General features: G+C 65.3%; 20 protein-coding genes. 11 read left to right on the top strand and 9 right to left on the bottom strand.

Annotated features, from left to right (window positions below):
- Both C8J25_RS13055 and C8J25_RS13060 read left to right on the top strand, forming a co-directional pair.
- Positions 1–366: IS66 family transposase (locus C8J25_RS13055; protein WP_146173336.1), on the top strand; the 366-nt coding region annotated here is incomplete at its 5' end.
- Positions 363–965, top strand: coding sequence for a plasmid pRiA4b ORF-3 family protein (locus C8J25_RS13060; protein ID WP_107954827.1), 603 nt, complete (start codon positions 363–365; stop codon positions 963–965). The genes C8J25_RS13055 and C8J25_RS13060, both read left to right, overlap by 4 nt.
- Before the next feature lie 164 nt (positions 966–1,129).
- Here C8J25_RS13060 and ahcY read toward each other — a convergent pair whose 3' ends face one another.
- Together ahcY and C8J25_RS13070 are read right to left on the bottom strand one after the other, a co-directional pair.
- The gene (gene ahcY, locus C8J25_RS13065) at positions 1,130–2,563 is read right to left on the bottom strand and encodes an adenosylhomocysteinase (protein ID WP_107954828.1); all 1,434 of its coding nucleotides are present in this window, start codon (positions 2,561–2,563) and stop codon (positions 1,130–1,132) included.
- Between the two features lie 266 nt (positions 2,564–2,829).
- Positions 2,830–3,390 carry a YqgE/AlgH family protein gene (locus C8J25_RS13070; RefSeq protein WP_056483005.1) on the bottom strand — a complete coding sequence of 187 codons (561 nt, stop codon included), beginning with the start codon at positions 3,388–3,390 and terminating at the stop codon, positions 2,830–2,832.
- 109 nt (positions 3,391–3,499) lie between these two features.
- Between C8J25_RS13070 and C8J25_RS13075 the strand changes: the two genes are divergently transcribed.
- The 3 genes from C8J25_RS13075 (at position 3,500) to C8J25_RS13085 (ending at position 6,156) form a co-directional block, all read left to right on the top strand.
- On the top strand, positions 3,500–3,979 hold the full coding sequence (locus C8J25_RS13075) for a peroxiredoxin (RefSeq protein ID WP_107954829.1): 480 nt from the start codon (positions 3,500–3,502) through the stop codon (positions 3,977–3,979).
- A 181-nt stretch (positions 3,980–4,160) separates the two neighbouring features.
- Entirely contained in the window at positions 4,161–5,597 is a 1,437-nt protein-coding gene (locus C8J25_RS13080) for an AMP nucleosidase (protein WP_107954830.1), read from the top strand.
- 64 nt (positions 5,598–5,661) lie between these two features.
- Complete coding sequence (locus C8J25_RS13085; protein ID WP_107954831.1) at positions 5,662–6,156, top strand: hypothetical protein; 495 nt, start codon at positions 5,662–5,664, stop codon at positions 6,154–6,156.
- A 274-nt stretch (positions 6,157–6,430) separates the two neighbouring features.
- Here C8J25_RS13085 and C8J25_RS13090 read toward each other — a convergent pair whose 3' ends face one another.
- The 6 genes from C8J25_RS13090 to C8J25_RS13115 all read right to left on the bottom strand — a co-directional run bounded on the left by C8J25_RS13090 (position 6,431) and on the right by C8J25_RS13115 (position 18,845).
- Positions 6,431–8,263 carry a M2 family metallopeptidase gene (locus tag C8J25_RS13090; protein WP_107954832.1) on the bottom strand — a complete coding sequence of 611 codons (1,833 nt, stop codon included), beginning with the start codon at positions 8,261–8,263 and terminating at the stop codon, positions 6,431–6,433.
- A 110-nt stretch (positions 8,264–8,373) separates the two neighbouring features.
- Positions 8,374–9,150: an alpha/beta fold hydrolase gene (locus tag C8J25_RS13095; protein ID WP_107954833.1), complete on the bottom strand. Its 777-nt coding sequence runs from the start codon at positions 9,148–9,150 to the stop codon at positions 8,374–8,376.
- A 143-nt stretch (positions 9,151–9,293) separates the two neighbouring features.
- Complete coding sequence (locus C8J25_RS13100) at positions 9,294–13,967, bottom strand: beta strand repeat-containing protein (protein WP_167397721.1); 4,674 nt, start codon at positions 13,965–13,967, stop codon at positions 9,294–9,296.
- Positions 13,968–14,426: 459 nt separating this feature from the next.
- Positions 14,427–15,452 carry an aspartate-semialdehyde dehydrogenase gene (locus C8J25_RS13105; protein ID WP_107954835.1) on the bottom strand — a complete coding sequence of 342 codons (1,026 nt, stop codon included), beginning with the start codon at positions 15,450–15,452 and terminating at the stop codon, positions 14,427–14,429.
- A gap of 358 nt (positions 15,453–15,810) precedes the next feature.
- Complete coding sequence (locus tag C8J25_RS13110) at positions 15,811–16,527, bottom strand: MgtC/SapB family protein (protein ID WP_107954836.1); 717 nt, start codon at positions 16,525–16,527, stop codon at positions 15,811–15,813.
- A 5-nt stretch (positions 16,528–16,532) separates the two neighbouring features.
- Positions 16,533–18,845: a S9 family peptidase gene (locus C8J25_RS13115; protein WP_107954837.1), complete on the bottom strand. Its 2,313-nt coding sequence runs from the start codon at positions 18,843–18,845 to the stop codon at positions 16,533–16,535.
- 265 nt (positions 18,846–19,110) lie between these two features.
- On the opposite strand from C8J25_RS13115, the gene C8J25_RS13120 reads away from it, so the two are divergent.
- Entirely contained in the window at positions 19,111–19,788 is a 678-nt protein-coding gene (locus C8J25_RS13120; protein WP_244187078.1) for a DUF6975 family protein, read from the top strand.
- Positions 19,789–19,854: 66 nt separating this feature from the next.
- Positions 19,855–20,709, top strand: coding sequence for an AAA family ATPase (locus C8J25_RS13125; RefSeq protein ID WP_060525606.1), 855 nt, complete (start codon positions 19,855–19,857; stop codon positions 20,707–20,709).
- 54 nt (positions 20,710–20,763) lie between these two features.
- Here C8J25_RS13125 and C8J25_RS13130 read toward each other — a convergent pair whose 3' ends face one another.
- Positions 20,764–21,192 (bottom strand): hypothetical protein, encoded by a 429-nt coding sequence (locus tag C8J25_RS13130; protein ID WP_107954838.1) that lies wholly within the window; start codon positions 21,190–21,192, stop codon positions 20,764–20,766.
- 388 nt (positions 21,193–21,580) lie between these two features.
- On the opposite strand from C8J25_RS13130, the gene C8J25_RS13135 reads away from it, so the two are divergent.
- The 4 genes from C8J25_RS13135 to C8J25_RS13155 all read left to right on the top strand — a co-directional run bounded on the left by C8J25_RS13135 (position 21,581) and on the right by C8J25_RS13155 (position 25,888).
- Positions 21,581–22,147, top strand: a complete 567-nt coding sequence (locus C8J25_RS13135) for a CHAP domain-containing protein (RefSeq protein ID WP_056482168.1) — start codon at positions 21,581–21,583, stop codon at positions 22,145–22,147.
- Between the two features lie 220 nt (positions 22,148–22,367).
- Positions 22,368–24,281, top strand: coding sequence for a CocE/NonD family hydrolase (locus C8J25_RS13145; protein WP_167397722.1), 1,914 nt, complete (start codon positions 22,368–22,370; stop codon positions 24,279–24,281).
- 12 nt (positions 24,282–24,293) lie between these two features.
- A complete protein-coding gene (locus C8J25_RS13150) occupies positions 24,294–25,472 on the top strand; it encodes a vWA domain-containing protein (RefSeq protein ID WP_107954839.1) in 1,179 nt (392 codons plus the stop codon).
- Between the two features lie 89 nt (positions 25,473–25,561).
- Positions 25,562–25,888 carry a hypothetical protein gene (locus tag C8J25_RS13155; protein ID WP_107954840.1) on the top strand — a complete coding sequence of 109 codons (327 nt, stop codon included), beginning with the start codon at positions 25,562–25,564 and terminating at the stop codon, positions 25,886–25,888.
- Positions 25,889–26,065: the final 177 nt, after the last annotated feature.

Genomic DNA, 26,065 nt, shown 5'->3' on the forward strand with positions numbered 1-26,065 from the left:
GCACTGCGCCGCCTGTCGCCAAAGTCCGACATGGCCAAGGCTATCGCCTATGGCACGAAGCGATGGCTCGCACTGTGTCGCTTCCTCGATGACGGACGCCTGGAGATCGATAACAACATTGCCGAACGCGCGTTGCGCGGCGTTGCCGTCGGACGGCGAAACTGGCTGTTCGCCGGTTCGAAGACGGGCGGCGAGCGCGCCGCAGCGATCTACACCGTCATCCAGACCTGCAAGGCCAATGGCGTCGACCCGCAGGCCTACATCGCCGACGTTATCGCCAGAATTGCCAGCGACTGGCCTGCCAGTCGCTGGGACGAACTGATGCCGTGGAATTGGGCACGTGAACCTGCCAGAATGACGGCATGAGTGCCGAGACCATCGCCCGCCTGCATATCCTCCTGGAGGACATCGAACCTGCAATCTGGCGCCGGGTCGAAGTACCGGTCACCGCCAGCCTCAAGATGCTCCACGACATCGTCCAAGCTGTGATGGGGTGGGAGAATAGTCACCTCTGGCACTTCGAGGCCGGCGACCGGCGCTACGGCGTGCCGGACCCGATGTGGCCGGAGAGCGGCATGGGCGCCGCGAAGAACGTGAAACTCGCTGCCCTCATCGACCGGGGCGTGAGTGAACTCTTCTATACCTACGATATGGGCGACGACTGGCGGCACACCATCACCCTCGAAACGGTCGGTCCCGGCGAGCACGACGTCAAATACCCGCGCTTCGTTGAAGGCCAGCGCCGATGCCCGCCCGAGGATGTCGGTGGCTTGCCCGGATATGAAATGTTCCTCGATGCCATGGCTGACCCTGCGCACGAGGAACACGACCGGCTGCGCGAATGGTACGGCGGCCCATATAACCCTGACGACATCGACGAACGCTTCACCCGCCGTGCCGTCGCCGCCATCGCCATCCGCCGCCATGCCGGTAAGGTCTCCTACCAGAATAGCCTCACCCGATAACAAGGCGGTCTATCGACCACGCTTACCCTTTCCTGCCCGTTTTTCAATCCGGGCAGCAAAACATTACAAACATGTTGCAGAGCTGCAACACGGATGCGTAACGAAAAAGCCGCGCCCGCCTGATGGCGGACGCGGCTTTCGAAAACCCTACGAAATCCTTAAGATCAGTAGCGGTAGTGGTCCGGCTTGAACGGGCCTTCGACCGGCACGCCGATGTAGCCGGCCTGCTTGTCCGAGAGCTTCGACAGCTTCACGCCGAGCTTCTCGAGGTGGAGCATCGCGACCTTCTCGTCGAGGTGCTTCGGCAGGACGTAGACTTCGTTCTTGTAGTTCTCGCCCTTGGTCCAGAGCTCGATCTGCGCGAGCGTCTGGTTGGTGAACGACGCCGACATCACGAACGACGGGTGGCCGGTGGCGCAACCGAGGTTCACCAGGCGACCCTTCGCCAGGATGATGATCTGCTTGCCGTCCGGGAACTTCACTAGGTCGGTGCCGGGCTTCACTTCGGTCCAGTCGTAGTTCGACAGCGCGGCGATCTGGATCTCCGAGTCGAAGTGGCCGATGTTGCAGACGATCGACATCGGCTTCATCGCCTTCATGTGATCGGCGGTGATGACGTCGGCGTTGCCGGTCGCGGTACAGAAGATGTCGGCGCGCTTCACGGCCTCTTCCATCGTCACGACCTCGAAGCCCTCCATCGCCGCCTGCAGTGCGCAGATCGGATCGACTTCGGTGACCATCACGCGTGCGCCGCCGTTGCGGAGCGACTGGGCCGAACCCTTGCCGACGTCACCGAAGCCGGCGACGCAGGCGACCTTGCCGGCGAGCATGACGTCGGTCGCGCGACGGATCGCGTCGACCAGCGACTCCTTGCAGCCGTAGAGGTTGTCGAACTTCGACTTGGTGACCGAATCGTTGACGTTGATCGCCGGGAACGGCAGCTCGCCCTTCTTAGCGATCTCGTACAGGCGGTGGACGCCGGTGGTGGTCTCTTCCGAGACGCCCTTCAGGTTCTTGACGGTCTCGGTCAGGTAGCCGGGGTTCTTCGCGACGTACGCCTTGAGCGCACGCTGCATCTCGACCTCTTCCTCGTTCTCGGGCTCGGGCATCGTGTGGCCGGCTTCGAGCTTGGCGCCCCAGAGTGCGAACATCGTCGCGTCGCCGCCGTCGTCGAGGATGATGTTGGCGGTCTGGCCCTCGACGTCGCGATCCCACGAGAAGATGTCGCCGACATAGTTCCAGTAATCGGCCAGGCTCTCGCCCTTGATCGCGAACACCGGCACGCCGGTCGCGGCGATCGCGGCGGCGGCATGGTCCTGCGTCGAGAAGATGTTGCAGGTCGCCCAGCGGACGTCGGCACCGAGCGCGGTCAGCGTCTCTATCAGCACCGCGGTCTGGATCGTCATGTGCAGCGAACCGGTGATCCGCGCGCCCTTGAGCGGCTGCGCGGCGCCGAATTCGGTGCGCAGCGACATCAGGCCGGGCATTTCGGTCTCGGCGATGTTGATCTCGGCGCGGCCGAAATCGGCGAGGCTGATGTCGGCGACGACGTAGTCGGTCGCATTGCCGGACTGCGCGGGGGCGAGGGTGGTGGCCACGATGGGTCTCCTGGAAATTCTGTGATCGGCGAGCCTCATGCCCGTGCCGGATGCCGTGCCACTTAGGCGATCGAGGGGCTCAAATCAAATATAAAGATATCTTTATATGATGCTCGGGGATGCCGTTGGCGTTAGCTGCATCGCCCTTCTTCGACTCTCCTCCCTGGAAGGGAGGGGTTGGGGGTGGGTCGGTTTGAGGCGTGTGCAGACCCAGCCAACCGGCCGACCCACCCCCAGCCCCTCCCTTCCAGGGAGGGGAGCAGAAGTCAGGCCCGCCCCGTCTCAGCAACGAGCAACCGGGGATCCACGCCGGCCTGCGCAAACGCCATCGTCCAGCGATCCTCCGCCGCGGTATCGAACAGCAGTTCGGTGTCGCCAAGGACATTGAACCACCCCGGCCGCGACAGCTCACCCTCGAGCTGCCCGCCATCCCAACCGGCATAGCCAAGCGCCACTACCCATTCCGACGGCCCCTTCCCCTCGGCGATCGCGCGCAGCACGTCGACCGTGCTCGACAGCTTCCACCGCCCGGCGACATCGACCGAGTCCTGCCCGCCCCAGTCGGACGAATGCACCACGAACCCGCGCCTAGGCTCGACCGGTCCGCCGAAATGCACGGCTGCGTTGGGGGCATCGCCCGGCTCGATCCCGAACTGTTCGAGCAGATCGTGGAAGCCCAACCCGTCGATGGTCGCGCCGATGCCGATCCCGATCGCGCCATTCTCGTCATGGCTGCACATCGCGATCACCGCGCGGGCGAACCGCGGATCGCTCATCCCCGGCATCGCGAGCAGGAATTGTCCGGAAAGAAAGGGCGTCTTGTCCATGCGTTCGAACATAGCGACGCGGACGAGTCCCCGCCACGCTTGAAATACGCGCGCCCGCGTCCAAGGTACGGCTCGCCCGCGACCAATGCGCGGCGACAGGAGATTTCAGATGACGATCAGCGTCGGCGACCGGCTTCCCACCACCAATCTCGTCAAGGCGACCGCAGACGGCCCCGACCAGGTCGATACCGACAGCTTCTTCAAGGGCCGCAAGGTCGCGCTGTTCGCAGTCCCTGGCGCGTTCACGCCGACCTGCTCGGCCAAGCACTTGCCCGGTTTCGTCGAGAAGGAAGCCGAACTGAAGGCCAAGGGCATCGACGAAGTCGCGTGCGTGTCGGTCAACGACGCGTTCGTGATGGGTGCGTGGGGCAAGTCGGCGGGTGCTGGCGACATCACGATGCTGGCCGACGGCAATGGCGATTTCGCCAAGGCGATCGGGCTGACGATGGACGGCTCGGGCTTCGGTATGGGCACGCGCAGCCAGCGTTACTCGATGCTGGTCAACGATGGCGTGGTCGAGCAGCTGAACGTCGAGGCCCCCGGCGAGTTCAAGGTGAGTTCGGCCGAGCACCTCCTCAGCGAGATCTAATCCTCCCCGGCACGGGGAGGGGGACCGTTCGGCACCTTTGCCGAAGGGTGGAGGGGGCTCACCGCGAGCGTTACGGTCGCGGAGCGCCCCCTCCGTCAGCCCGAGTGGGCTGCCACCTCCCCGACACGGGGAGGATTTAGGTGGTCTTGCCACCGTAACGTCCGCCACCTAACACTGCCCGATGACAATCGCATCCGACCTCGTCGCCGAACTCGACCGCCTCTACCGCGCCTCCGTCGAGCGCCTCCAAGCCGCCATGAGCGCGTATATCGCCAACGGCACGACGCCCGATCCCGCCAGCCGCACCGACGGCTCGTTCGCCTATCCTGAGATCCGCCTCATCTATAAGGGCGGCGTCGACCGCCCCACTCCGTTGCGGTCGTTCGGCCGCATGGTCACGCCCGGCGAGTACAAGATCAGCGTCACCAAGCCTGCGATCTTCGCCGAATATCTCATCGAACAGCTGACGCTGCTGATCGAGGATTACGACGTCACCGTCGAAGCGGTCGAGGGTCGCCAGGAAATCCCGTTCCCCTACGTGATCGAGCCCGGCCACGCGCTGAGCCTCGACGAGGTGTCCGCCACCGAATTGTCGCGGCATTTCCCCGCCACCGAACTCGCGCATATCGGCGACGAGATCGCAGACGGCCTGTGGATCGCGCAGGACGAGACGCGGCCGCTCGCGCTGTTCGACGGCCTGCGCACCGACTTCAGCCTCGCCCGCCTGCGCCACTATATGGGCACGCCCGCCGAGCACGCGCAGCGCTTCGTGTTGTTCACCAACTACCACCGCTACGTCGACGAGTTCGTCCGCTGGGCCGGCACGCAGCTTGGTGAAGGCTCGCGCTTTACCAGCCTGTCGGGCGCGGGCGGGATCACGATCTCGTCGGGCGACGACATCGACAAGATCATCTCCGACAGCGCCTGGCGCCGTCACCAGATGCCCGCCTATCATCTGATGGCGGACGACCGCACCGGCATCACGCTCGTCAACATCGGCGTCGGGCCGTCGAACGCGAAGACGATCTGCGACCATCTCGCGGTATTGCGTCCCGAGGCATGGCTGATGATCGGCCATTGCGGCGGCCTGCGTCCCAGCCAGCGGATCGGCGATTACGTTCTCGCACACGCGTACCTGCGCGACGATCATGTCCTCGACGACGTCCTGCCCCCCGAAATCCCGATCCCCGCGATCGCGGAAGTCCAGTTGGCGATGGCGAAGGCGGCAGAGATCGTCTCGGGCCAGTCGGGCGAGGAACTCAAGCGCCGCCTGCGCACGGGCACGATCGTCACCACCGACGACCGCAACTGGGAGCTGCGGTACTCGAAGTCCGCACTCCGCTTCTCACTGTCGCGCGCCGTCGGGATCGACATGGAATCCGCGACGATCGCCGCCCAAGGATATCGCTTCCGCGTTCCGTACGGGACGTTGCTCTGCGTCTCGGACAAGCCGCTCCACGGCGAGCTGAAGCTGCCGGGCCAAGCCAACCGCTTCTACGAGCGCGCGATCAGCGAGCATCTGCGGATCGGGATCGAGACGTGCGAGCAGCTCCGTCTGGAGGGCTCTAAGCTCCACAGCCGCAAGCTCCGGGCCTTCGACGAGCCACCGTTTAGGTAAAAACCGGAGCGCATCGCGCGGGAATGCGTTACGCTTCCGGAATCATTGCTGAGGGAAGATAGAAGTGGCCGACACCGACACGCCCGATACGGAAGCAAAGAAGCCCGCCGCCCGCCGTCGCGCGCCGCGCAAGACGAGCGCACCAAAGGCGGCACCGGCTGCCACGTCGTCGGCCAAGCCGGTCGCGTCCAAGCCCGTGCCGGTTGCGGACAAGCCTGTTACCGCCGCGTCGTCGAAACCGGTGGCCAAGCCGACGCCAAAGCCCCGCTCGACCAAGCGCAGCACGCCCCGCCCGGTGCCTGCACGCAATACGGCCACGCCGGTTCCGGTCGCCAAGCCTCCAGAGAATACCCGTGGCAAATGGGGGGCTGCCGCGATCTTCAGCGGAGTGGCGGTTGCTGGCGCTGCGGTTGGGGCTCTCCTGACTTTACGCGGCAGCACGCCAAAGGCTCAGACAGCACCCAAACCGAAGGGTATGCACGCGCATCAGGCTGACGGGACGGACTCTTCGAAGTCGTTCGACGCAGGCATCGCCGACCCGGGGACGGTGCCGGAGTAAACCACAGTTGTACCACCACCCCGGCGAAGGCCGGGGCCCAATTGGGGGACGCTGCTGACGGAGCGGTTCGCTTCGTTACTCAGGACGTTCCAATTGGGCCCCGGCCTTCGCCGGGGTGGTATTGTTTTGCGCGATCCGAGCACTCTTCTCGTTCCCCCGCGGAGGCGGGGGCCCAGCTAGAGCCACGGAAGCGTTCGTAACCCTGGCCCCCCGCCTCCGCGGGGGAACTAGGTGTTAGCGAACGAACGTCAGCTGGCGATAAGCCAACGCCCCCTCACCACCCGGTCGGCTTCCCCTTGTTCTGCACATCCAGCCAAGCCTTCAACGGCGCGAAATACTCCACCAGCGCCGCCCCCGACATCTCCCGGCTTCCCGTGAACACCTGCAACGCATCCGGCCAAGGCTTCGATTGCCCCATGCTCAGCATCGCGTTCAGCTTCGTCCCCACCGCCTTGTTGTCGTAAAACGAGCAGCGATGCAGCGGCCCCTTCCAGCCGGACTGGTCGCACGCCGCCTTGTAGAACTGGAACTGCAACACCCGCGCCAGGAAGTAGCGCGTGTACGGCACTGCCGCCGGAATATGGTATTTCGCGCCCGCATCGAACTTGGTCTCGTCGCGCGCGACCGGTGGCTTGATACCCTGATACTGGAGCCGCAACTGATCCCACGCCGCCTGATATCCGGTCGCCGGAATCTGCCCCGAGAACACACCCCAGCGCCACTTATCGATCAGCAGCCCGAACGGCAGGAACGCGACCTTGTCCATCGCCTGCCGCAGCAGCAGGCCGATGTCCTTGTCCGCGCTCGGCACCTTCGCCTGGCCGAGCAGGCCGATCTTCACCAGGTAATCCGGCGTGATCGACAGCGCGACGGTATCGCCGATCGCCTCGTGGAAGCCGTCGTTCGCACCGTTCGCGTAGAGGAATGGCTGTGCCTTGTACGCGCGCTGATAGTAATTGTGGCCGAGCTCGTGGTGGATCGTGACGAAGTCGTCGGCGTTCACCTTCGTGCACATCTTGATCCGGATATCGTCCTTGGCGTCGATATCCCACGCCGATGCGTGACAGATCACATCGCGGTCGGCAGGCTTGGTGATCTGCGACCGCTTCCAGAACGTCTCCGGCAGCGGTGCGAAGCCCAGCGACGAATAGAAGCCCTCGCCCTGCTTCACCATCTTGAGCGGATCATAGCCCTTGGCCTTGAGCAGATCGCCGGTGTCGAACCCCAGATCCCCCGCGCCCTTGGGTGCGACGATGTCGTAGATGTTGCCCCATTCCTGCGCCCACATGTTGCCGAGCAGGTCGCTGCGGATCGGCCCGGTCTTCGCCTGCACCGCGTCGCCGTACTTCTCGTTCAGCTTCCACCGCGTGTAGGTGTGGAGCGCCATGTAGAGCGGCTCGACCTGCTTCCAGATCTTGTCGGTTAGCGCCGCGAACTGCTCGGGCGTCATGTCGTAACCCGAGCGCCACAGCGCGCCGACGTCCTTGTAGCCGAGCTCGCGCGCTCCTTCGTTGGAGATCGACGTCATCTTCGCATAATCGCCACGCATCGGCGCGCCGACCTTGTCGTTCCAGCTCGTCCACATCTCGGTCAGCTTGGCGGGATCGCGCACCGAGCCCATCGCCGCCTCGATATCCGACCCGTTGATCGGCTTGCCGTCGAGCGTCCCCATCCCCTTGCCGTAGGACGACGACATCTTGGTGGTGAGCGTCGACAGTTCCTCCGAAGCGCCTGCCCGCGTCGGCGCCGGCAGCGTCAGCCCGCCGCGCAGCAGATCGAGCTTGCGCTTGGTATCGAACGAAAGCCCCGGCAGCGACGCATACCGCGCGGCGCCGAGCGCGTACTTCACCCCGAGATCGGTCATCTCCGCACCCGACTTCGCCGCCAGCGCGTCGGTATCGTCGGTGATGTACGTCGCGTTGACCCACGCCACGCGGTTGGCATCGAGCGAGGCCGCGGTCATCGCCTTCTCGGCCTCAGCAACGAACGCATCGGCCTGCGCGACGGTCGGCTTGCCGGTGGTGGCGGGAGCTACAGTCTGTGCCTGCGCTACGGACGGCACGGCGATCGCGCACGCAAGCGCGATCAGAGAGACGGTACGGATCATGATCTTCCCCTGGATTATGCCTCCAGAGTGATACCCCGCCTTCGCCTGGTCAACCGCCTAGGACCCAATCTGCAATCCTCCCCCGCAAGGGGGAGGATCAAGGACAGGCATCAGCGCGCCAGAAAGTCCGCGATCGCTTGGCCGAGTTCGGGCTTCACCACCGCGCTCATATGACCGCCCGGAGTCTCGACATACGTCCCGTTCGGCAATGCTGCCGCCAGATCCGGTGCCGAACCATTATCCTGATCCTCGCCGCCGCACACGACCAAAGTCGGCTGCTGGATAGCCTTCACCGACTCCAGCGGCGTGTCGACGAACGTCTCTAGGATACCCAGCAACGCGACCGGATCGCCGCCCGTCGTCTTCAGGAACGCCTCCGCCAGCCACTCCGGCGTACCCTGCACATGCTGCCCCAGCTTGGTCAGGATATTCCGGAAATGTCCGGCCCGGCGTGACGTCTGGGTGAGCCCTTCGAGACCCATCCCCGAAAAGATCACGCGCCGCGGCGTCGCGCCGGTCGCCAGCATCCGCGAGGTCGTCCGCGCGCCCAGCGAGTAGCCGCCAAGATCATAGTCCGTCAGCCCGAGGTGCGCGACCAGCGCGTGGCCGTCCTGCGTCAGCGCGTCCGCCGGATACGCCTCGAGCCCGTGCGGCTTCCCGCTTTCGCCGTGCGCGCGCAGGTCCGGCATGATCACGCGGAAGCCCTTGGCGGCAATCTTCGCGGCGTGGCCGTAGCGGATCCAGTTGGTCTTCGCGTCGGAGAAATAGCCGTGGATCAGCACCACCGGCCGCCCCTCGCCTACTTCACGCCACGCCAGCCGCGTGCCGTCGAAGCTCTCGAAAAACTGCGTGTCGCTCGGGGTACTGGCCACGGTCACATCCTGCATTGGTTCGCCGCCAAGTCGTAGCCGCCGCCGCCCAAGTCAACCCGCGCCCTCGTCTTCCCTGGCCTCCAACGTCGAGCGACCCTTAGCCCCAAACGAAAACGGGCGGCCCGAAGGCCGCCCGTTCCCAACTTCCAAAGACAGGATCAGAACTGATACCCGATCCCGCCCGATGCACCGGCACGGCCCTGCGAGTCATAGGTGCCGCTCAGCTTGACGACCGTGTGGCCATCGCTGAACGCCTTCGACATCCCGACCGCGACCGCCGACTGGCCGGCATAGGTGCCGCCACCCATCGCGATCATCCCCTTGCCCGCTTCGTACGCCTGCGGGAGTCCGGCTGCTGCCAGCGCGTTGGAGGTCCCGGCGAAGCTGTCCCGGCGGAGGTTCCGCAGATCGAAGTCGAGCGCCGCGATCCGTCCGTCGGTATAGGCGTTCGCCTGCGTCACCGCGGAGTTGATGCCCGAGTTCAGCTGCCCGACGTTGACCGCGTCGGTGGTCGACACGCCTGCCGCGACGTTGCTCAGAACGGTCGCCTGGCCGCCTGCGTTGAACGTCACGTTGGTACGCGAAGGACCGTATTGCACCGAGTTGCTGCCCAGCGCGAGCGCACTGTTCGCGGTGCCCTGTGCCGTCGCGACCGCCTGGTTGGTGGTGTAGAGCTGCCCACCGTTCACTGCTTCGGCGGACCCCGCCGCGACATTACCGGCGGCGACGTTGGCGATCGTTACCGGCGCCGCGGCATTGCCGCCCGCCAGCGTCACGGTGTTGGTCCGCGCACCGTTGGCATCGGTGTTGTACGACACCGCGTTCACCGCCGTCAGCGCCAGGGCATAGACCTGCCCGCCATTGACCGCGTCGGTCGAACCCGCCGCGATCGAGCCGCCCGCGACGTTGTGCAGGCCGACGGGGCCAGCCGCCGCACCGACCAGCGTCAGGTCGTTGGTCTTCGTGCCGCCGTTCGGCGTGGTGGCGCTGCCGGGGTTCGAGTATTGCACCGGCCCGGTCGCACCGTTGCTGATCTGGTTGCCCAGGTTGGTGATCGCGGTCGTATTGTTCGCCACCTGCGTGTTGGTCGCCGCAAGCTGCGCGCCGTTGACCGCGTCGGTCGACCCGGCGGCAACGTTGCCCGCCGCGACGTTGGTGATGACCGTCCCGCCGGCACCGCCGAGCGTGATCGAGTTCTTCGTGCCGTTGTCGTACTGGACGGTGGTGGTGCCCAGGGCCGCGACCTGCGCCGCGACGCCTGCGACCTGGCCGACATTGGCGGCATCCGTTGCTGCCGTGCCTGCCGCGACGTTGGTGATCTGGCGAGCGCCACCGGCCGACCCGACCGACACTTCGCCGACCGAGTTCTGCAGGCCGGCGAGCCCGAGCGCAGCATAGCCGAGCGTCCCGCCACGCAGTGCCGAGGATCCGGTGCCGATCGCGACACTGTTGTTCGCGGTCGCTTTCGCTTCCGGCCCGATCGCGATGCTGTCGGTGCCCGTCACGACACTGTCGCCGCGGGTCGAGAGGACCCGGAAATACCGGATGCCCGCGCCGCCGTTGATCGCACCATCGACCGCGTCGAAGACCGACTGGACGTTGCCATATTGGACCCCGCCGAACCCGATCGAAGCGAGCACGCGGTTGGTTGCCGCGTCGTAGCTCGACAGGCCGCCCAGACCCGCCGCGACGCTGGTGCCGAGCCCGACGAGCTGCCCGCCGTTGACCGCTTCGGTCGACGCTGCCGCTAGCGTTCCCGCCGCGACGTTGCCGAGCACGACCGGCGCGTTGCCTGCCCCACCGAACGTCACGCGCGTCCGGGTCGGATCGTCATACTGCACCGACAGCGCGGCGAGGTTGCCGACCTGCCCTGAGACGGTTGCCAGCTGGCCGCCGTTGACCGCATCGGTCGAGCCGGCCGCAACCACGCCGTTGCCGACATTGTGCAAGGCGACGGCACCAGCGGCACCTCCGACGAGCGTCACGTCGTTCGACGGTACGCCGCCGTTCGGCGTGGTCGGTGCACCCGCGCTCGAATATTGAAGCGCACCGATCGCGCCATTCGCGATACTGGTCGTCAGGTTGGTGACGTTGGTGTTGGTCGCGAACAGCTGGCTGCCGTTGACCGCCTCGGTCGAGGTCGCGCCGAGCGTGCCTGCCGCGACATTGCCGATCACGACGGGCGCTGCACCCGTACCGACGCCGCCAAGCGTGATCCGCGAGCGGCCGACATCATCATACTGGACCGCGAGTGCCGACAGGCCGCTGACCTGCCCGGAGACACTGGCGAGCTGACCACCGTTGACCGCGTCGGTCGATCCCGCCGCGACATTGCCATTCGCGACATTGTGCAATCCGACCGGGCCAGCCGCCGCACCGACCAGCGCGACGTCGTTGCTCGGCACGCCGCCGTTGGGCGTGGTCGGCGTCGCGGCGTTGGAATATTGCACCGCACCGATCCCGCCATTGGCGATGTTGGTCGTGAGGTTGGTCAGCGCCGTGTTGGTGTTGGTTACGTTGGCGTTGGTGGTGAACAGCTGGCTGCCGTTTACCGCCTCGAGCGAGGTTGCGCCCAGCGTTCCCGCCGCGACGTTGCCGAGCACCACGGGTGCAGCACCAGCCCCGCCGAAGGTCACACGAGAGCGGCTGAGGTCGTCATACTGGACCGCCAAACCGTTCAGCGTGCCGACCTGCCCCGAGACCAGGGCAAGCTGACCGCCATTGACCGCGTCGGTCGAACCTACCGCGACCGCGCCATCGGCGACATTGTGCAGCGCGACCGCGCCGGCGGCACCGCCCACCAGCGTGGCGTCGTTCGTCGGTACGCCACCGTTCGGCGTGGTCGGGGCACCTGCGCTGGAATATTGCAGCGCACCGATCGCGCCATTGGCGATGTTCGTCGTCAGGTTGGTAACGTTGGTGTTGGTCGCGAACAGCTGGCTGCCGTTGACCGCGTCGGTGGAGGTCGCGCCGAGCGCACCTGCAGCGACGTTGCCGAGCCCGACCGGTGCCGCACCGACGCCGCCCAGGGTCACGCGGGCGCGGGTCGCATCGTCATACTGGACCGCCAGAGTGTTGAGCGTGCCGACCTGATCGACGACCGTCGACAGCTGACCGCCGTTGACGGCATCGGTCGATCCCGTTGCGACGACGCCCGTGGCGACATTGTGCAGCCCGACCGGCCCTGCAGCCGCACCGACCAGCGCGACGTCGTTGCTCGGCACGCCGCCATTCGGCACGGTCGGCGTCGCGGCGTTCGAATACTGGACGGCGCCGATGCCGCCATTGCTGATGTTGGTGGTCAGGTTGGTCAGCGCCGTGTTGGTGTTGGTGACGTTGGTATTCGTCGCGAACAGCTGGCTGCCGTTGACCGCCTCGGTCGAGGTCGCACCGAGCGTGCCGGCGGCGACGTTGGTCAGCGCGACAGGCGCTGCGCCAGTCCCGACACCGCCCAATGTCGCCCGCGTCCGCGTCGCGTCGTCATACTGGACGGCGAGCCCGGCCAGCGCGCCGACCTGATCCGTCACGGTCGACAATTGTCCGCCGTTGACCGCATCGGTCGATCCGGCGGTAACGACGCCATTGGCGACATTGTGCAGCCCGACCGGGCCCGCCGCGACACCGACCAGCGCAGCGTCGTTGGAGGGAACGCCGCCATTCGGAACGGTCGGCGTCGCGGCGTTGGAATATTGCAGCGCGCCGATCGCGCCGTTGCTGATGTTGGTCGTCAAGTTCGTGACGTTGGTGTTGGTCGCGAACAGCTGGCTGCCGTTGACCGCCTCGGTCGAGGTCGCGCCCAGCGCACCCGGCGCAACGTTGGCGAGCGTTGTCCCGGCGGCACCCGTCAGCGTCACGTGATCGTGCGCCGCGCCGTCGTACAGCACGGTATTGGCCGCGACGGTGCCGATCTGTGCCTGGACACCCGCGAGCTGCCCGACATTGACCGCGTCGGTCGCGGCGACGCCGGCCGCGACGTTGGTGATCTGGCGTTCGCCGCCGACCGTGCCGACCGAGACTTCACCCGCCGAATTCTGCAGCGCAGCGAGCCCGATCGCGGCGTATCCCGCCTGCGGGCCGCGCGCGGCGAGGCTGCCGGCACCCAGCGCGACGCCGTTCGCACCGGTTGCACTCGCCCCCCTGCCCAGCGCAACCGCGCCGGTCGCGTTCGCGCCGACGGTCGCATCGGTGCCGAGCGCGATCGAGCCGAGCGCAGTCGCATTGGTCAGCGCCCTGTTGCCGAATGCGATCGAGTTCGCCTCGCCTGCAAACGCTTCGGCGCCGGTCGCGCCGAGTCCGGTGATCCGATTGCCGCCAATCGCGATGCCGGCCGGCGTCCGCAACGAGAAGCTGTCCGCCTGCGTATCGCAGCGATCCGCCGGTCCGACGAGCTGTCCGTTGACGTTGAGCACCTGCAAGGTGATGTTGTTGCCCGCCGCAGCATTCGTCAAAAGCGCGGATGCGTTGATGGTGAGCGTCGGCAAGCCCACCAGCGGCAACAACCCGTTGACGGCCCCGGTGATCGGGTTGACGGTGTTTTCGATCGGCGTGACGATGCCGTTGACCACCGGCGTCAGGATATCCGTGACGACCGACCGCGGCAGGCTGACGCCCGAGCATGCCCCGACGATGTTGGGTGGCGGAGCGATCTGCGCCGACGCCGACTGCGCCGCGAACAGCGACGTGGTCGCCAGCCCGATCAACGACGCGCCATCGCGCAGGCGGCGCAGCGAGCGGGTAAAGGTCGGCGACTTTGCAGGATGCGATCCGAGCGTCTTTGCGCCAGTCGGCGTCACGGTGTCTCGATTCTGCGGGCGAACAAACGCGTTGGACATCAAACAACCTCCACTGACGACTGCAACAGCAGCCCTGACTTTCCGCATCGTCGAACTCTAGATTCGACTATCGGAACGGGAGGATGTTCACCCTTGTAATACTAACAGTTTGTTACCGTAATAAAATAATACTAAATGTGGAACAGGCAACGCAATCTGTCGTTATTCAACACAACTTAAACTCAGATTGGCCAAGTTATAAACCCGTTTTTGTTTTAGATTTTGCGGCCACTCTCGAACCACTTGCTAATCCGACCCTTTCTATCGTTAATGAGCGCACCCAAACTGGTCGCTATCCCATTCGACCATCAAATTTAGCTCAATTTGGTTCGATCGATGCGTTTCGCCGCTCGCGCTCGTCGTCCGGCGCGAATCGCAAAACCGCGCCGTCACACGGGGTGACGACGCGGTTTCGATCGGTCGTTTGGAGCGCCTTGGAGGCGCGATGGCCCCGCCGGACTACGCCTTCTGCAGGTGCCGACGCCCGAGCAGTTCCGCGATCTGCACCGCGTTCAGCGCCGCACCCTTGCGCAGGTTGTCGCTGACGCACCACAGGTTGAGGCCGTTCTCGACGGTCGGATCCTCGCGCACGCGGCTGATGTACGTCGCGAAGTCGCCGACGCACTCGATCGGGGTGATGTAGCCGCCGTCCTCGCGCTTATCGACCAGCATGATGCCGGGCGCCTCGCGGAGGATGTTCTGCGCTTCCTCGGCCGTGATCTCGTTCTCGAACTCGATGTTGATCGCTTCCGAATGGCCGACGAACACCGGCACGCGGACGCAGGTCGCGGTGACCTTGATCTTCTTGTCGAGGATCTTCTTGGTCTCGACGACCATCTTCCATTCTTCCTTGGTCGAGCCGTCGTCGAGGAAGCTGTCGATGTGCGGGATCACGTTGAACGCGATCTGCTTGGTGAACAGCTTGGGCTCTGCGGGATCGCCGACGAAGATGTTGCGGCTCTGCTCGAACAGCTCGTCCATGCCAGCCTTGCCCGCGCCCGACACCGACTGGTAGGTCGAGACGACCACGCGCAGGATCTTCGCCGCATCGTGCAGCGGCTTCAGCGCGACGACCATCTGCGCGGTCGAGCAGTTCGGGTTGGCGATGATGTTGCGGACCTTGTAGCCGTCGATCGCTTCGGGGTTCACCTCGGGCACGATCAGCGGCACGTCGGGGTCCATGCGGTAGAGCGACGAATTGTCGATCACGACGCAGCCGGCAGCGGCAGCGATCGGTGCGTAGATCGCCGAACCCTCGGAGCCGATCGCGAACAGCGCCATGTCCCAGCCGTTCCAGTCGAAATGCTCGATGTTCGTGCATTTGATCTGCTTGCCGGTGTCGCCATAGTCGACCATCAACCCCTGGCTGCGCGACGACGCGACGCAGGCGATCTCGTCCGCCGGAAACTCGCGCTCCGCCAGGATGTTGAGGATCTCACGCCCGACATTGCCGGTCGCCCCTGCGACCACCACCCGATAACCCATGTCTTAACTCCGATTGGACTTAGGGCGGGCAGTACCGTCGTTGCGCGGCGAGGTCCAACGGCTTTCGACTTGTTGCGTGGATAGGGGGAGTTGGGGGGGTAGCCGAGGGCGAGCGTTACACTCACTTCCTTGTTCTCCCGCGAAGGCGGGAGCCCACTCTGGGCCCCCGCCTTCGCGGGGGAACAAGCTTCTTTCCGTTCCAATCCAATAGTAGCACCACCCCGGCGGAGGCCGGGGCCCAATTGGAAAGGTCGCAGTAACAGGGGACCGCGCTCCGTTAGCAACGTTCCCCAATTGGGCCCCGGCCTCCGCCGGGGTGGTGGCTGGGGAAGGTGCACAGCTAGATCAGTCCCACCCCTCAATCATGCGTCCGCGCCTGCCACGTCGCATGCTCGATCCCGTGCACCTTCGCCAGGTGATCCGTGATCGCATCCAACTCCTCCGCCGGCACGTTCGTCGCCACCAGCGTAGCCGCAATCTCCACCCGGTCCTCGCCGCGCTCAGTCACGTCCAGCTCCGCCACCTGCAACTGAGCAGCCTCCAGATGCTCGACCACCAGATCGCCGATCGGCCCCGCATCCCCCGCCGCCGCCGTCACCATCACGCTATAGGTGGCCTCGATCGTCCGCCCCTCGGTCGGGATCCGGTTGATCCCGTCGACCAGCGGCCGCAGCGCGGTGTTCGCCAGCAGCACCACGAAGGTGAGCAACCCAGCCTCCGCGATCATGTCGCTGCCCGCGCACGATCCCACCGCCGCCGAGCACCACAAGGTCGCCGCGGTGTTCAGCCCGCGGACGTTCATCCCCTCCTTCATGATCACGCCCGCGCCGAGGAAGCCGATCCCCGACACGACATAGGCAATGATCCGGATCGACTCGACGTCGCCGCCCAGCCGCTGCCCGAGATCGACGAACGCCGCCGACCCGAGCGCGACCAGCGTGTTCGTCCGCAACCCCGCGGTCCGCTGGCGGTATTGCCGCTCCGCCCCGATCAGCGTCCCGAACACGAACGCGGCGATATAGCTCACCACCGTGTCGAGGAACGGCCACAGGTGAAACGTCTCGACGAACCGCACCGGCTTTACTTCACCGGCGCCGCAGCCGCCTCGGGCACCGGCTTGTCCTTCACCGTCCGGTCGAGGAAGTTCAGGATCGTCCCCCAGACATGCTCGCTGATCCCCGGCCCCGCCACGCGGTGCGTGTAGCCGGGGTAGAACATCATCTCGAACGGCGTCGCGGTCGCCTGCATCCGCGCGGCCACCTTGGTCGAGTTGTCGAGGAACACGTTGTCGTCCGCCATGCCGTGGATCAGCAGCAACGGATCGACGATCCGGTTCGCCTCCTCTACCGCCGCCGACGTCGCATAGCTCGCCGGGTCCTTCGCCGGATCGCCCAGATAGCGCTCGGTATAATGCGTGTCGTAAAGCTGCCAGTCGGTGACCGGCGCGCCGGAAACAGCGGCCGCATACACGCCCGGCGTCTTCTCCAGCATCTTCAGCGACATATAGCCGCCATACGACCAGCCATAGGTCGCGATCTTGCTCGGTTCGACGAACGGCAGCGACTTCAGGTAATTCGCACCCGACAGCTGGTCCTCGACCTCGACCGTGCCCATCGCATGATAGATCTGGTCCTCGAACGCCTTGCCGCGGTTATACGAGCCACGATTGTCGATCTTGAAGTAGATCCAGCCGCGATCGACCAGATATTGCGGCAATCCGCCCTGCCACCCGCGCGTGACCTGCTGGCCGGTGCCGGGGCCGCCGTAATGTTCGAAGAACACCGGGTATTTCTTGCCGGGCTCCAGCGGCGGCGTGATCATCTCGTAATGGAGCGTCATGCCGTTCTTGGCTTTCAGTGTCCCGAACTTGGTCTCCTGATGGCTGGCGAGATACGGATAGTAGGGATGCCCCTCGACCACCGCATTCTCGTTGATCCACGAGAGCCGCTTGCCGGTCGCATCTGCCAGATACACCTGCGTCGGCTGCTTCGGGTTCGAGCGCGAGATGATGAACCGGCTTGCCGCCGCATCCATCGTCGCGCTGTTCCACCAGCCCGCTTCGGTCAGCTTGGTGATCGCATTCGGCTTGGCGACGTCGACCGAATATAGCTGCTGCTCGAGCACGTCGTCCTTGTTGCCGAGGAAGAACAGACGTCCCTTAGTCTCGTCAACGCCGACGAGATCGGTGACGACCCAGTCGCCCTTGGTGAGCTGCGTCCACTTGCCCGATGCGAACCGGTAGAGCTGGCCGTAGCCGCTCCGCTCCGACCGCCAGATCAGGCTGCCGTCCTTGAGCACGTGATACGCATCGGACAGGTTGAGCCAGCTCTTCACGCCCGACTTCTCGGTGAACAGCACCGTCGACTTGCCCGTCGCCGGATCGACGCGGAGCATCTCCAGCAGCTTCTGGTCACGGCTCTGGCGCTGCACCAGCAGCATCCGGCCATCCGGCGTCCAGTCGACGCGGGCGAGATAGATGTCGGGGTTGGTGCCAAGATCGACCTTCACCTGCCCCGAGCCATCCGGCTTCATGATGTACAGGTCGACCAGCACGTTCGGCGTACCGGCGGCCGGATAGCGCTGCTCATAAACTTTGGTGCCGGTCGCGCCGATCGACGCGCGCGTAGCTGTGTGGACCGGCGCCTCGTCGAACCGCTCGACCGCGACATATTGCTCTTCGGGCGACCACCAATAGCCGGTGCGGCGATCCATTTCCTCCTGCGCGACGAACTCCGCCTCGCCGAAATGGACCGTGCCGCCGCCGCCGGTCGTCACCGCGCGCGCGTCGCCGCCGGCGAGCGGCTGCACGAAGACGTTCTGGTCGCGCACGAACGAGACGAAGCTCCCCTTGGGGCTGACCACCGGGTTCAGCTCGCCGCCGGGCGTATTGGTCAGCCGCTTCACCTTGCCGTCAAGCCCGGCGAGATACAGGTCGCCGTCGAGTGGCACGAGGATCGACTTGCCGTCGGGCGCCCAGTCATACGCGACGATGCCCTTCTGGCCGCCGATCCGCGCCCGCTCGCGCTGCATCTTCTCGGCCTCGGTCAGTTCGGCGCCGCTGCCGACGGTCTTCGAATCGACCAGCATCCGCGCCTGCCCCGTCGCGGTATCGACCGCCCATAGATCGAAGCGCTCCTTCTCGTCGTCGCGGTTGCGCAAGCTCGTCAGCAACGTCCCGTCGGGCGACAGGCGGACCGCTTTCGGCTGCGATCCCGACAGGTCCGGATTGCCGAACACGCACGCCATCGTCAGGTCGCCGGGCTTGGCGGCTTCGACCGGACGTATCGGTGCAGGGGCGGGTGCAGCGGGGGCAGCCGGCGGCGTGACCTGATCAGCGGCCATCGCGGCGGTTCCGACCGAAGCAAGTGCAAGCCCGAGCAACCATGTGCGCATCCTGTAGTCTCCGTGGGATCATCCCGCCGGATACCGCCCGACGGACCCGAAAATCTTCGGTCGCGCGTTATCGCGGCGGCACGGCCCGTCGTAAAGGGCACATCGTGAGGCCGAGCGAACCGAAACGACTCCGACGCGCATCATCGTCATTTCCCTCCAACACGGCATAATGAACGCTCCGTAAACTCCGTCTTTACGTCCTTCGTTTATGGCAAGCGGGACATCGTCGCGGATCGAGTTTTCCGTGGTGCAGCACGGCCGGGGAATGATGGTTTCGAACGCGGGCATACAAGGCGGAGAGCCGAGCGAGCGGAGCGCATGGGATGCGTTCGTCGCCCTCGCCGACGCGGACGGCAGCGCAGCGCATCCGCATCATGCGCGCCTGACCGCCGGCGGCCCGGGCCAGCGCAACCTCTCCGACGCGGTCCACGCACTGTGCGCGGTCCACGGCGACCATCCCGGCCTGATCGTCGACGTGCTCGCCCGCGCGATCCAGCCGGAGGCATCGGATTGGCTCGCCGACGCCGCCAGTGGCTTCGCCGACGAGCGCACCTATCTCGCACACCTCACCGCCGCGGTCGGCCCCCTACCCTCGACCCCAGGCCAGGCGGAGAGCGAGTCGGCACTGGTCGGCGAACGTCATGCGCTCGAAATGCTGGCTCGCTCGGAGCGCCGCGGATGTGCGACCGGGGCGGTGGCTGCTCTGCTCCATGACTGGCGCGCGATCCGCCGCGTCCTTGATGTCGCCGCCGAGCGGTTCGGGGTAGCCGTCCCCGCGATTACCCTTCCGTCCGAGACCGACACCGCCGCGCTCGTTGCGGAACGCGGTGCATCGCCCGGTTGCCAGCGCGCGATCCTGTTCGGCGCGCAGCAACTTTTCGCGCAGCACCGCGGCCTGTGGTCGCTACTCGAAGCGCGATCGAGCGCACGCGGTGACCTCTGACCGCTTGCACTGACCGACGCTTCCCCTCTATCCATACCCGGTATTCAGAACCGGACGGGACATCGCATGAAGCGCTTCGAGGGCACCCAGAGCTACGTCGCGACCGACGATTTGAAAGTCGCGGTCAACGCCGCCGTGACGCTGCGCCGCCCGCTGCTGATCAAGGGCGAACCCGGCACCGGCAAGACCGTCCTCGCCTACGAGATTGCCAAGGCTTTGGGTGCGCCGCTGATCGAGTGGAACATCAAGTCGACCACCAAGGCGCAGCAGGGGCTGTACGAATACGACGCGGTCGCCCGCCTGCGCGATGGCCAGCTCGGCGACGCGCGCGTCCACGACATCGGCAACTATATCCGCAAGGGCAAGCTGTGGGAGGCGTTCACCCAGCCCGCGCCGCCCGTCCTGCTGATCGACGAGATCGACAAGGCCGATATCGAGTTCCCCAACGACCTGTTGCAGGAACTCGATCGGATGGAATTCCACGTCTACGAGACCAAGGAAACGGTGCGCGCGGTCGAGCGCCCGATCGTCATCATCACCAGCAACAACGAGAAGGAACTGCCCGACGCGTTCCTGCGCCGGTGTTTCTTCCACTACATCAAGTTTCCCGACCGCCAGACGATGCAGGCGATCGTCGACGTCCACTTTCCGGGTATTCAGAAGATCCTCGTCAGCAAGGCGATGGACCTGTTCTACGACGTCCGCGACGTGCCGGGGCTGAAGAAGAAGCCCTCGACCAGCGAGCTGCTCGACTGGTTGAAGCTGCTGCTCCACGAGGACATGCCGCTAGACATTCTCCAGAACCGCGACCCGACCAAGGCGATCCCGCCCTTGCACGGTGCGCTTCTGAAGAACGAACAGGACGTCATGCTGTTCGAACGCCTCGCCTTCATGGCAAAGCGGCAGAAGAACCAGGGGTGATCGGCTCAGCGAACCGGCGGCGTGCGTTCGCGCCGCCGGTTCACGCCACCCCGCTCAGCTGACGTTGGCACCGGTCGGGATATAGTCCAGCGCGAGGTGCGGGATCGTCACCGGACCACGGAAGTTGAACCGCGTCACGGTTGCCGGGTCGGGAATCCATAGCTTCTTGCCCAACGTCACCAGATACTGGGCGGGCGACGTCACGCTGACCGCGGTGAACGAACCCGAGGATAGCGCCGGTCCTCTCGGCATTTCGGCGACTAGATAGTCGCTGACGATGATGTCGTTCCAGTTGTTGAAAACGGTGTTGAAGGTCGCTGCGTCGGGAATTGCGAACAGCTGCCCCCACATTGCCAGATATACCGCACCGCCACTGGCGTTCGAGGCGATCCGGCTGCCGTCATATTGCTTCCAGTTGATGGTTCCGGCCAGTAAAGCCTGCGCCGTGTCCGCACCCATTTTCTCGCTGATGTCGACCGTCATTATCATAATCCTCATTATGTTTTTATGAAAACGCGAAGCTGTGATCATCCGTCCGACTCGATATCTGAACCGACATAAAAACCACGTGACATGCCTAGTCGACGTAGAAACCTGAAGTTAGCGGGGACGCGACCACTTTGGACGCAAAGCACGCGACGTACTGATGATTGCTGGGATGGCTCATTAATACGGTTACGTATCAAGGGCATCGCAAGACAACGACTCACATATTCCGATCGATTGTGATCGGGATTGTGATCGGGATTGTGGGAACCACGTCGAGCGAACAGTCGCGCATCCCTTCAACGACGCTGCTAGACCAAATGCTTGATGCACATTAACCATCTGCGGCAACAATAATGCCATACCTGTCCGGCAAGGTGACGGCATGAGATTGTATGCTTTCCGTCGTTGGGCGCCGGCACTGCTGGCAATCGGCATGGCCGCCCCCGCATCCGCCTCTCTGCTCGACTATGTCGGCCAGTGCGTCCCCTTCGCCCGCGCAGCGTCGGGCATCCAGATCTACGGCAACGCCTGGACATGGTGGGAGCAGGCCGACGGCAAGTACGAACGCACGCACAAGCCAAAGGAAGGCGCGGTCATCGTCTTCGCCAAGACCCCGCGCCTGCCGTTCGGCCATGTCGCGGTGGTCAGCCGGGTGGTCGAGAAGCGCGTCGTCATGCTCACCCACGCCAACTGGTCGCGCCAGAACGGCGAGCGCGGGCATGCCGAACAAGACGTCACGCTGTTCGACGTCTCGCGCAACAACGACTGGAGCGACGTCAAGGTCTGGTACAAGGACGTCGATGGTCTCGGTGGCGGGGTGTATCCGGTGTATGGCTTCATCTACGGCCACGCGCATGCTGCCGCTGAATTGACGAGCCGGAACCCGGATTATGTCGGTGCGCTGATCGACGCGTATGTGCCGGTAAGCGGCGAACCCATCGCACGCTGAACATCCCCTTCCTGCTACCCCCCCTCCCTGGAAGGGAGGGGTCGGGGGTGGGTCGGCCCGCTTTAGTCGCAACCGTGCCGCGATACTGAAACCTACCCACCCCCAGCCCCTCCCTTCCAGGGAGGGGGGGGCCAGAAGAGCCGCGCGCTCAAATACTAAGCATTGCCGCCACCCTCGAAACCGTGCCACCACCGTTGCTGAAAAGACGGTGAGGATGATGATGCGGTTCAAGGCTCTTACGACGGTCACGCTGGCCTTGCTCGCGACCACCGCCCCCACAATCGTCGGCGCACAGAAGGAAAAGTCCCCGCCCCCCGGTGGCGACATCCCCGCCAAGTTCGTCCCCGCCAATACGAGCTTCGACTTCGACCGCCGCGAGGTCGACATCAAGATGCGCGACGGTGTCACGCTCCACGCGGTCATCGTCCAGCGCAAGGGGCTCACCGACGCCCCGATCCTGCTCCAGCGCACGCCCTACAACGCCGAGAGCGTCGCCAGCCGATCCTCCAGCCCGAGCGGTGCGATGAACCTCCGCGCATCCGACGCGATGTTCTTCGACGCCGGCTACATCCGCGTGTTCGAGGACGTCCGCGGCAAGAACGGCTCGAACGGCGCGTACATAAACGAACGCCCGCTGATCGGCCCGCTCAACAAGACGAAAGTCGATCACTCGACCGACGCCTACGACACGATCGACTGGCTCGTGAAGAACCTAAAGAACAGCAACGGTCGCGTCGGCATCATCGGTGGCAGCTACGACGGCATGATGGCCGCGATGGCGCTGGTGAACCCGCACCCGGCACTCAAGGCCGCGGTGCCGATGAACCCGGTGATCAACACCTGGAAGGGCGACGACGACTTCCACGGCGGCGCCTTCCGCCAGATCGGCTACGATTATTACTACACGCAGGACGCAGCGAAGGGCGAAGCCGGCGACCTCTGGCGCGACGCGTACGACGACTACGACACCTTCCTCCGCGCCGGATCCGCCAGCGCGTTCGTGAAGAGCCGCGGGCTCGAACAGCTCCCCTTCGTCAATCGCCTCCACGATCACCCGACCTACGACGCATTCTGGCAAGGTCAGGCGCTCGAGACCATTCTGCCCAAGCAACCGCAGACCGTGCAGACGCTCTGGGTCGCCAGCCAATGGGATCAGGAAGACATCTACGGCGCGGTCGCGGCCTACGAAGCCGTATCGAAAGTCGACCCCAACCACGTCAACCACCTCGCGCTTGGCCCCTGGGCGCATGGCGGCGCGAACGGTGACGGATCGACGCTCGGCGCGATCCGCTTCGATGCCGACACCGCGCTCTGGTTCCGCAAGAACGTCCTGCTTCCGTTCCTGGACGGCGCGCTGAAGACCGGCGCGACACCACCCGCACTCGCCCCCGTCACCGCGTTCCAGACCGGCACCAACCAGTGGCAGACGCTCGGCGGCTGGCCGAACGCGTCCGCTACGCAGAAACTCTATTTCCAGCCCGCCAGCGGCCTCGGCGCCACCGCCCCGGCGCAGGACGGCCACGACGACTACATCTCCGACCCCGCCAAGCCGATCCCCTACCGCCTCCGCCCAATCCGCCCGACCTACGCGACCGGCTCGACCTGGCGGCAATGGCTCGTCGACGACCAGCGCCCGTTCTCCGATCGCACAGACGTCCTGACCTACCAGACGCCCCCGCTGACGACCGCGGTCGCAATCGCCGGCGCCCCCGTCGCGGACCTGATCGCCAGCACCACCGGCACCGACGGCGATTTCGTGGTGAAGCTGATCGACGTCTACCCGGCGGAATATTCCGACAAGCCCGAGATGGGCGGCTACCAGCTCGCCGTGTCGATGGACATTCTGCGCGGCCGCTACCGAGACAGCTTCGAGAAGCCGAGCCCGATCGTCGCCGGCCAGCCCACCCATTTCCGCGTCGTGCTGCCCAACGCCAGCCACGTCTTCCTCCCCGGCCACCGCATCATGGTGCAGGTCCAGTCGAGCTGGTTCCCGCTCTACGACCGCAACCCGCAGACCTACGTCCCCAACATCTTCGACGCGAAACCCGCCGACTACCGCAAGGCCACGATCAGCGTCTTCCACTCGGCCGCGCACCCCAGCGCGATCGAACTGCCGATCGCGGCTACCAAGTGAGGACGTGAGCCTGTGTTCCTGAACTTCCTCGACGAACTCCGCAGCGCCGGCATCCCCGCCAGCCTGAAAGAGCACCTCATCCTGCTGGAGGCGCTCGACGCCGAGGTGATCGAGCGGACGCCCGAGGATTTCTACTACCTCTCCCGCGCGGTGTACGTGAAGGACGAGGGGCTGCTCGACAAGTTCGACCAGGTCTTCGCCAAGGTCTTTCGCGGTCTCGCCTCCAGCTACGGCACACCCGCCGGCGAAGTCCCCGAGGACTGGCTGAAGGCGGTCGCCGAGAAATTCCTGACCCCCGAGGAGATGGCCGCAATCAAGTCGCTCGGCTCGTGGGACGAGATCATGGAGACTCTCAAAAAACGCCTGGAGGAGCAGAAGGAACGCCACCAGGGCGGCAACAAATGGGTCGGCACCGGCGGCACGAGCCCGTATGGCAATGGCGGCTACAACCCCGAAGGCGTCCGCATCGGCGGCGAAAGCACGCACAAGCGCGCGCTGAAAGTCTGGGACCAGCGCGAATTCCGCAACCTCGACAACACCAAGGAGCTCCGCACCCGCAACATCAAGGTCGCGCTCCGCCGCCTGCGCCGCTTCGCGCGCGATGGCGCCGCCGACGAACTCGACATCGACGGCACGATCGCCGGCACCGCGCGGCAGGGCTATCTCGACATCGTCATGCGCGCCGAACGCCGCAATGCGGTGAAACTGCTGCTGTTCCTCGACGTCGGCGGCTCGATGGACCCGTTCGTCAAGCTCTGCGAGGAACTGTTCTCAGCCGCGACCACCGAATTCAAGAATCTCGAATTCTTCTACTTCCACAATTGCCCGTACGAGGGCGTGTGGAAGGACAATACGCGGCGCTTTGCCGAGCGCACGCCGATGTGGGACCTGCTCCACAAATACGGCCATGACTACAAGCTGATCTTCGTCGGCGACGCGTCGATGAGCCCGTACGAGATCACCCATCCCGGCGGCTCGGTCGAGCATTTCAACGAGGAGCCGGGCGCGGTGTGGATGCAGCGGCTGACGAATACCTATCCGGCGGCGGCGTGGCTCAACCCGGTGCCCGAGGCGCAATGGGGCTATTCGCAGTCGGTCCGCATCATCCGCGAGCTGATGACCGACCGGATGTACCCGCTGAGCCTCGCCGGGCTCGACGACGCGATGCGCGAACTGACCCGCAAACGGTGAGTTTGGCGCGGTGAGCGGCTGACCGTAACGGAACCGTCACGGACGCGATCGGTTTATCGGGCATCATCCCCTACCGAAGGACAAGCCCTATGTCGTCGATCCCCAACTCCGCCATGCCGCACGCCAAGGTCCATCACGACGACGACCACAAGCCGAAGCCCGATGCGAAGAAGAACGCGGCGACCAGCGACTGGGTCGAGGACGCGACCGATGCGGCCAAGGCTGGCCTCGCGACCGCGACGGACGCGGTGAAGTCGCACCCGAAGACGGCGATCGCGGTCGGCGCTACGGTGATTGCGGGGATCGCAGCGGCGATCGCAGCGCCTGCGTTGCGCGCGAAGGACGCGGCGGAGAAGAAGGCGCCCGAGAAGAAGCCCGAGCCGAAGAAGCCGGCCAAGGCGAAGAAGCCGCACTGATACTTTAATACGAGATACGAGGCCGCCGCCCACCCCACCCTGCACCACCCCGGCGAAGGCCGGGGCCCAGTTGGAAAGGTCGCAGTGGTAGGGCGCAGCCTCAGTTAGCAACGTCTCCCAACTGGGCCCCGGCCTCCGCCGGGGTGGAGATCCGCCACCGGACGGGCTTGCATTTCC

This window comes from Sphingomonas faeni (genome assembly GCF_003053745.1).
GTDB classification, from domain to species: Bacteria; Pseudomonadota; Alphaproteobacteria; order Sphingomonadales; family Sphingomonadaceae; genus Sphingomonas; species Sphingomonas faeni.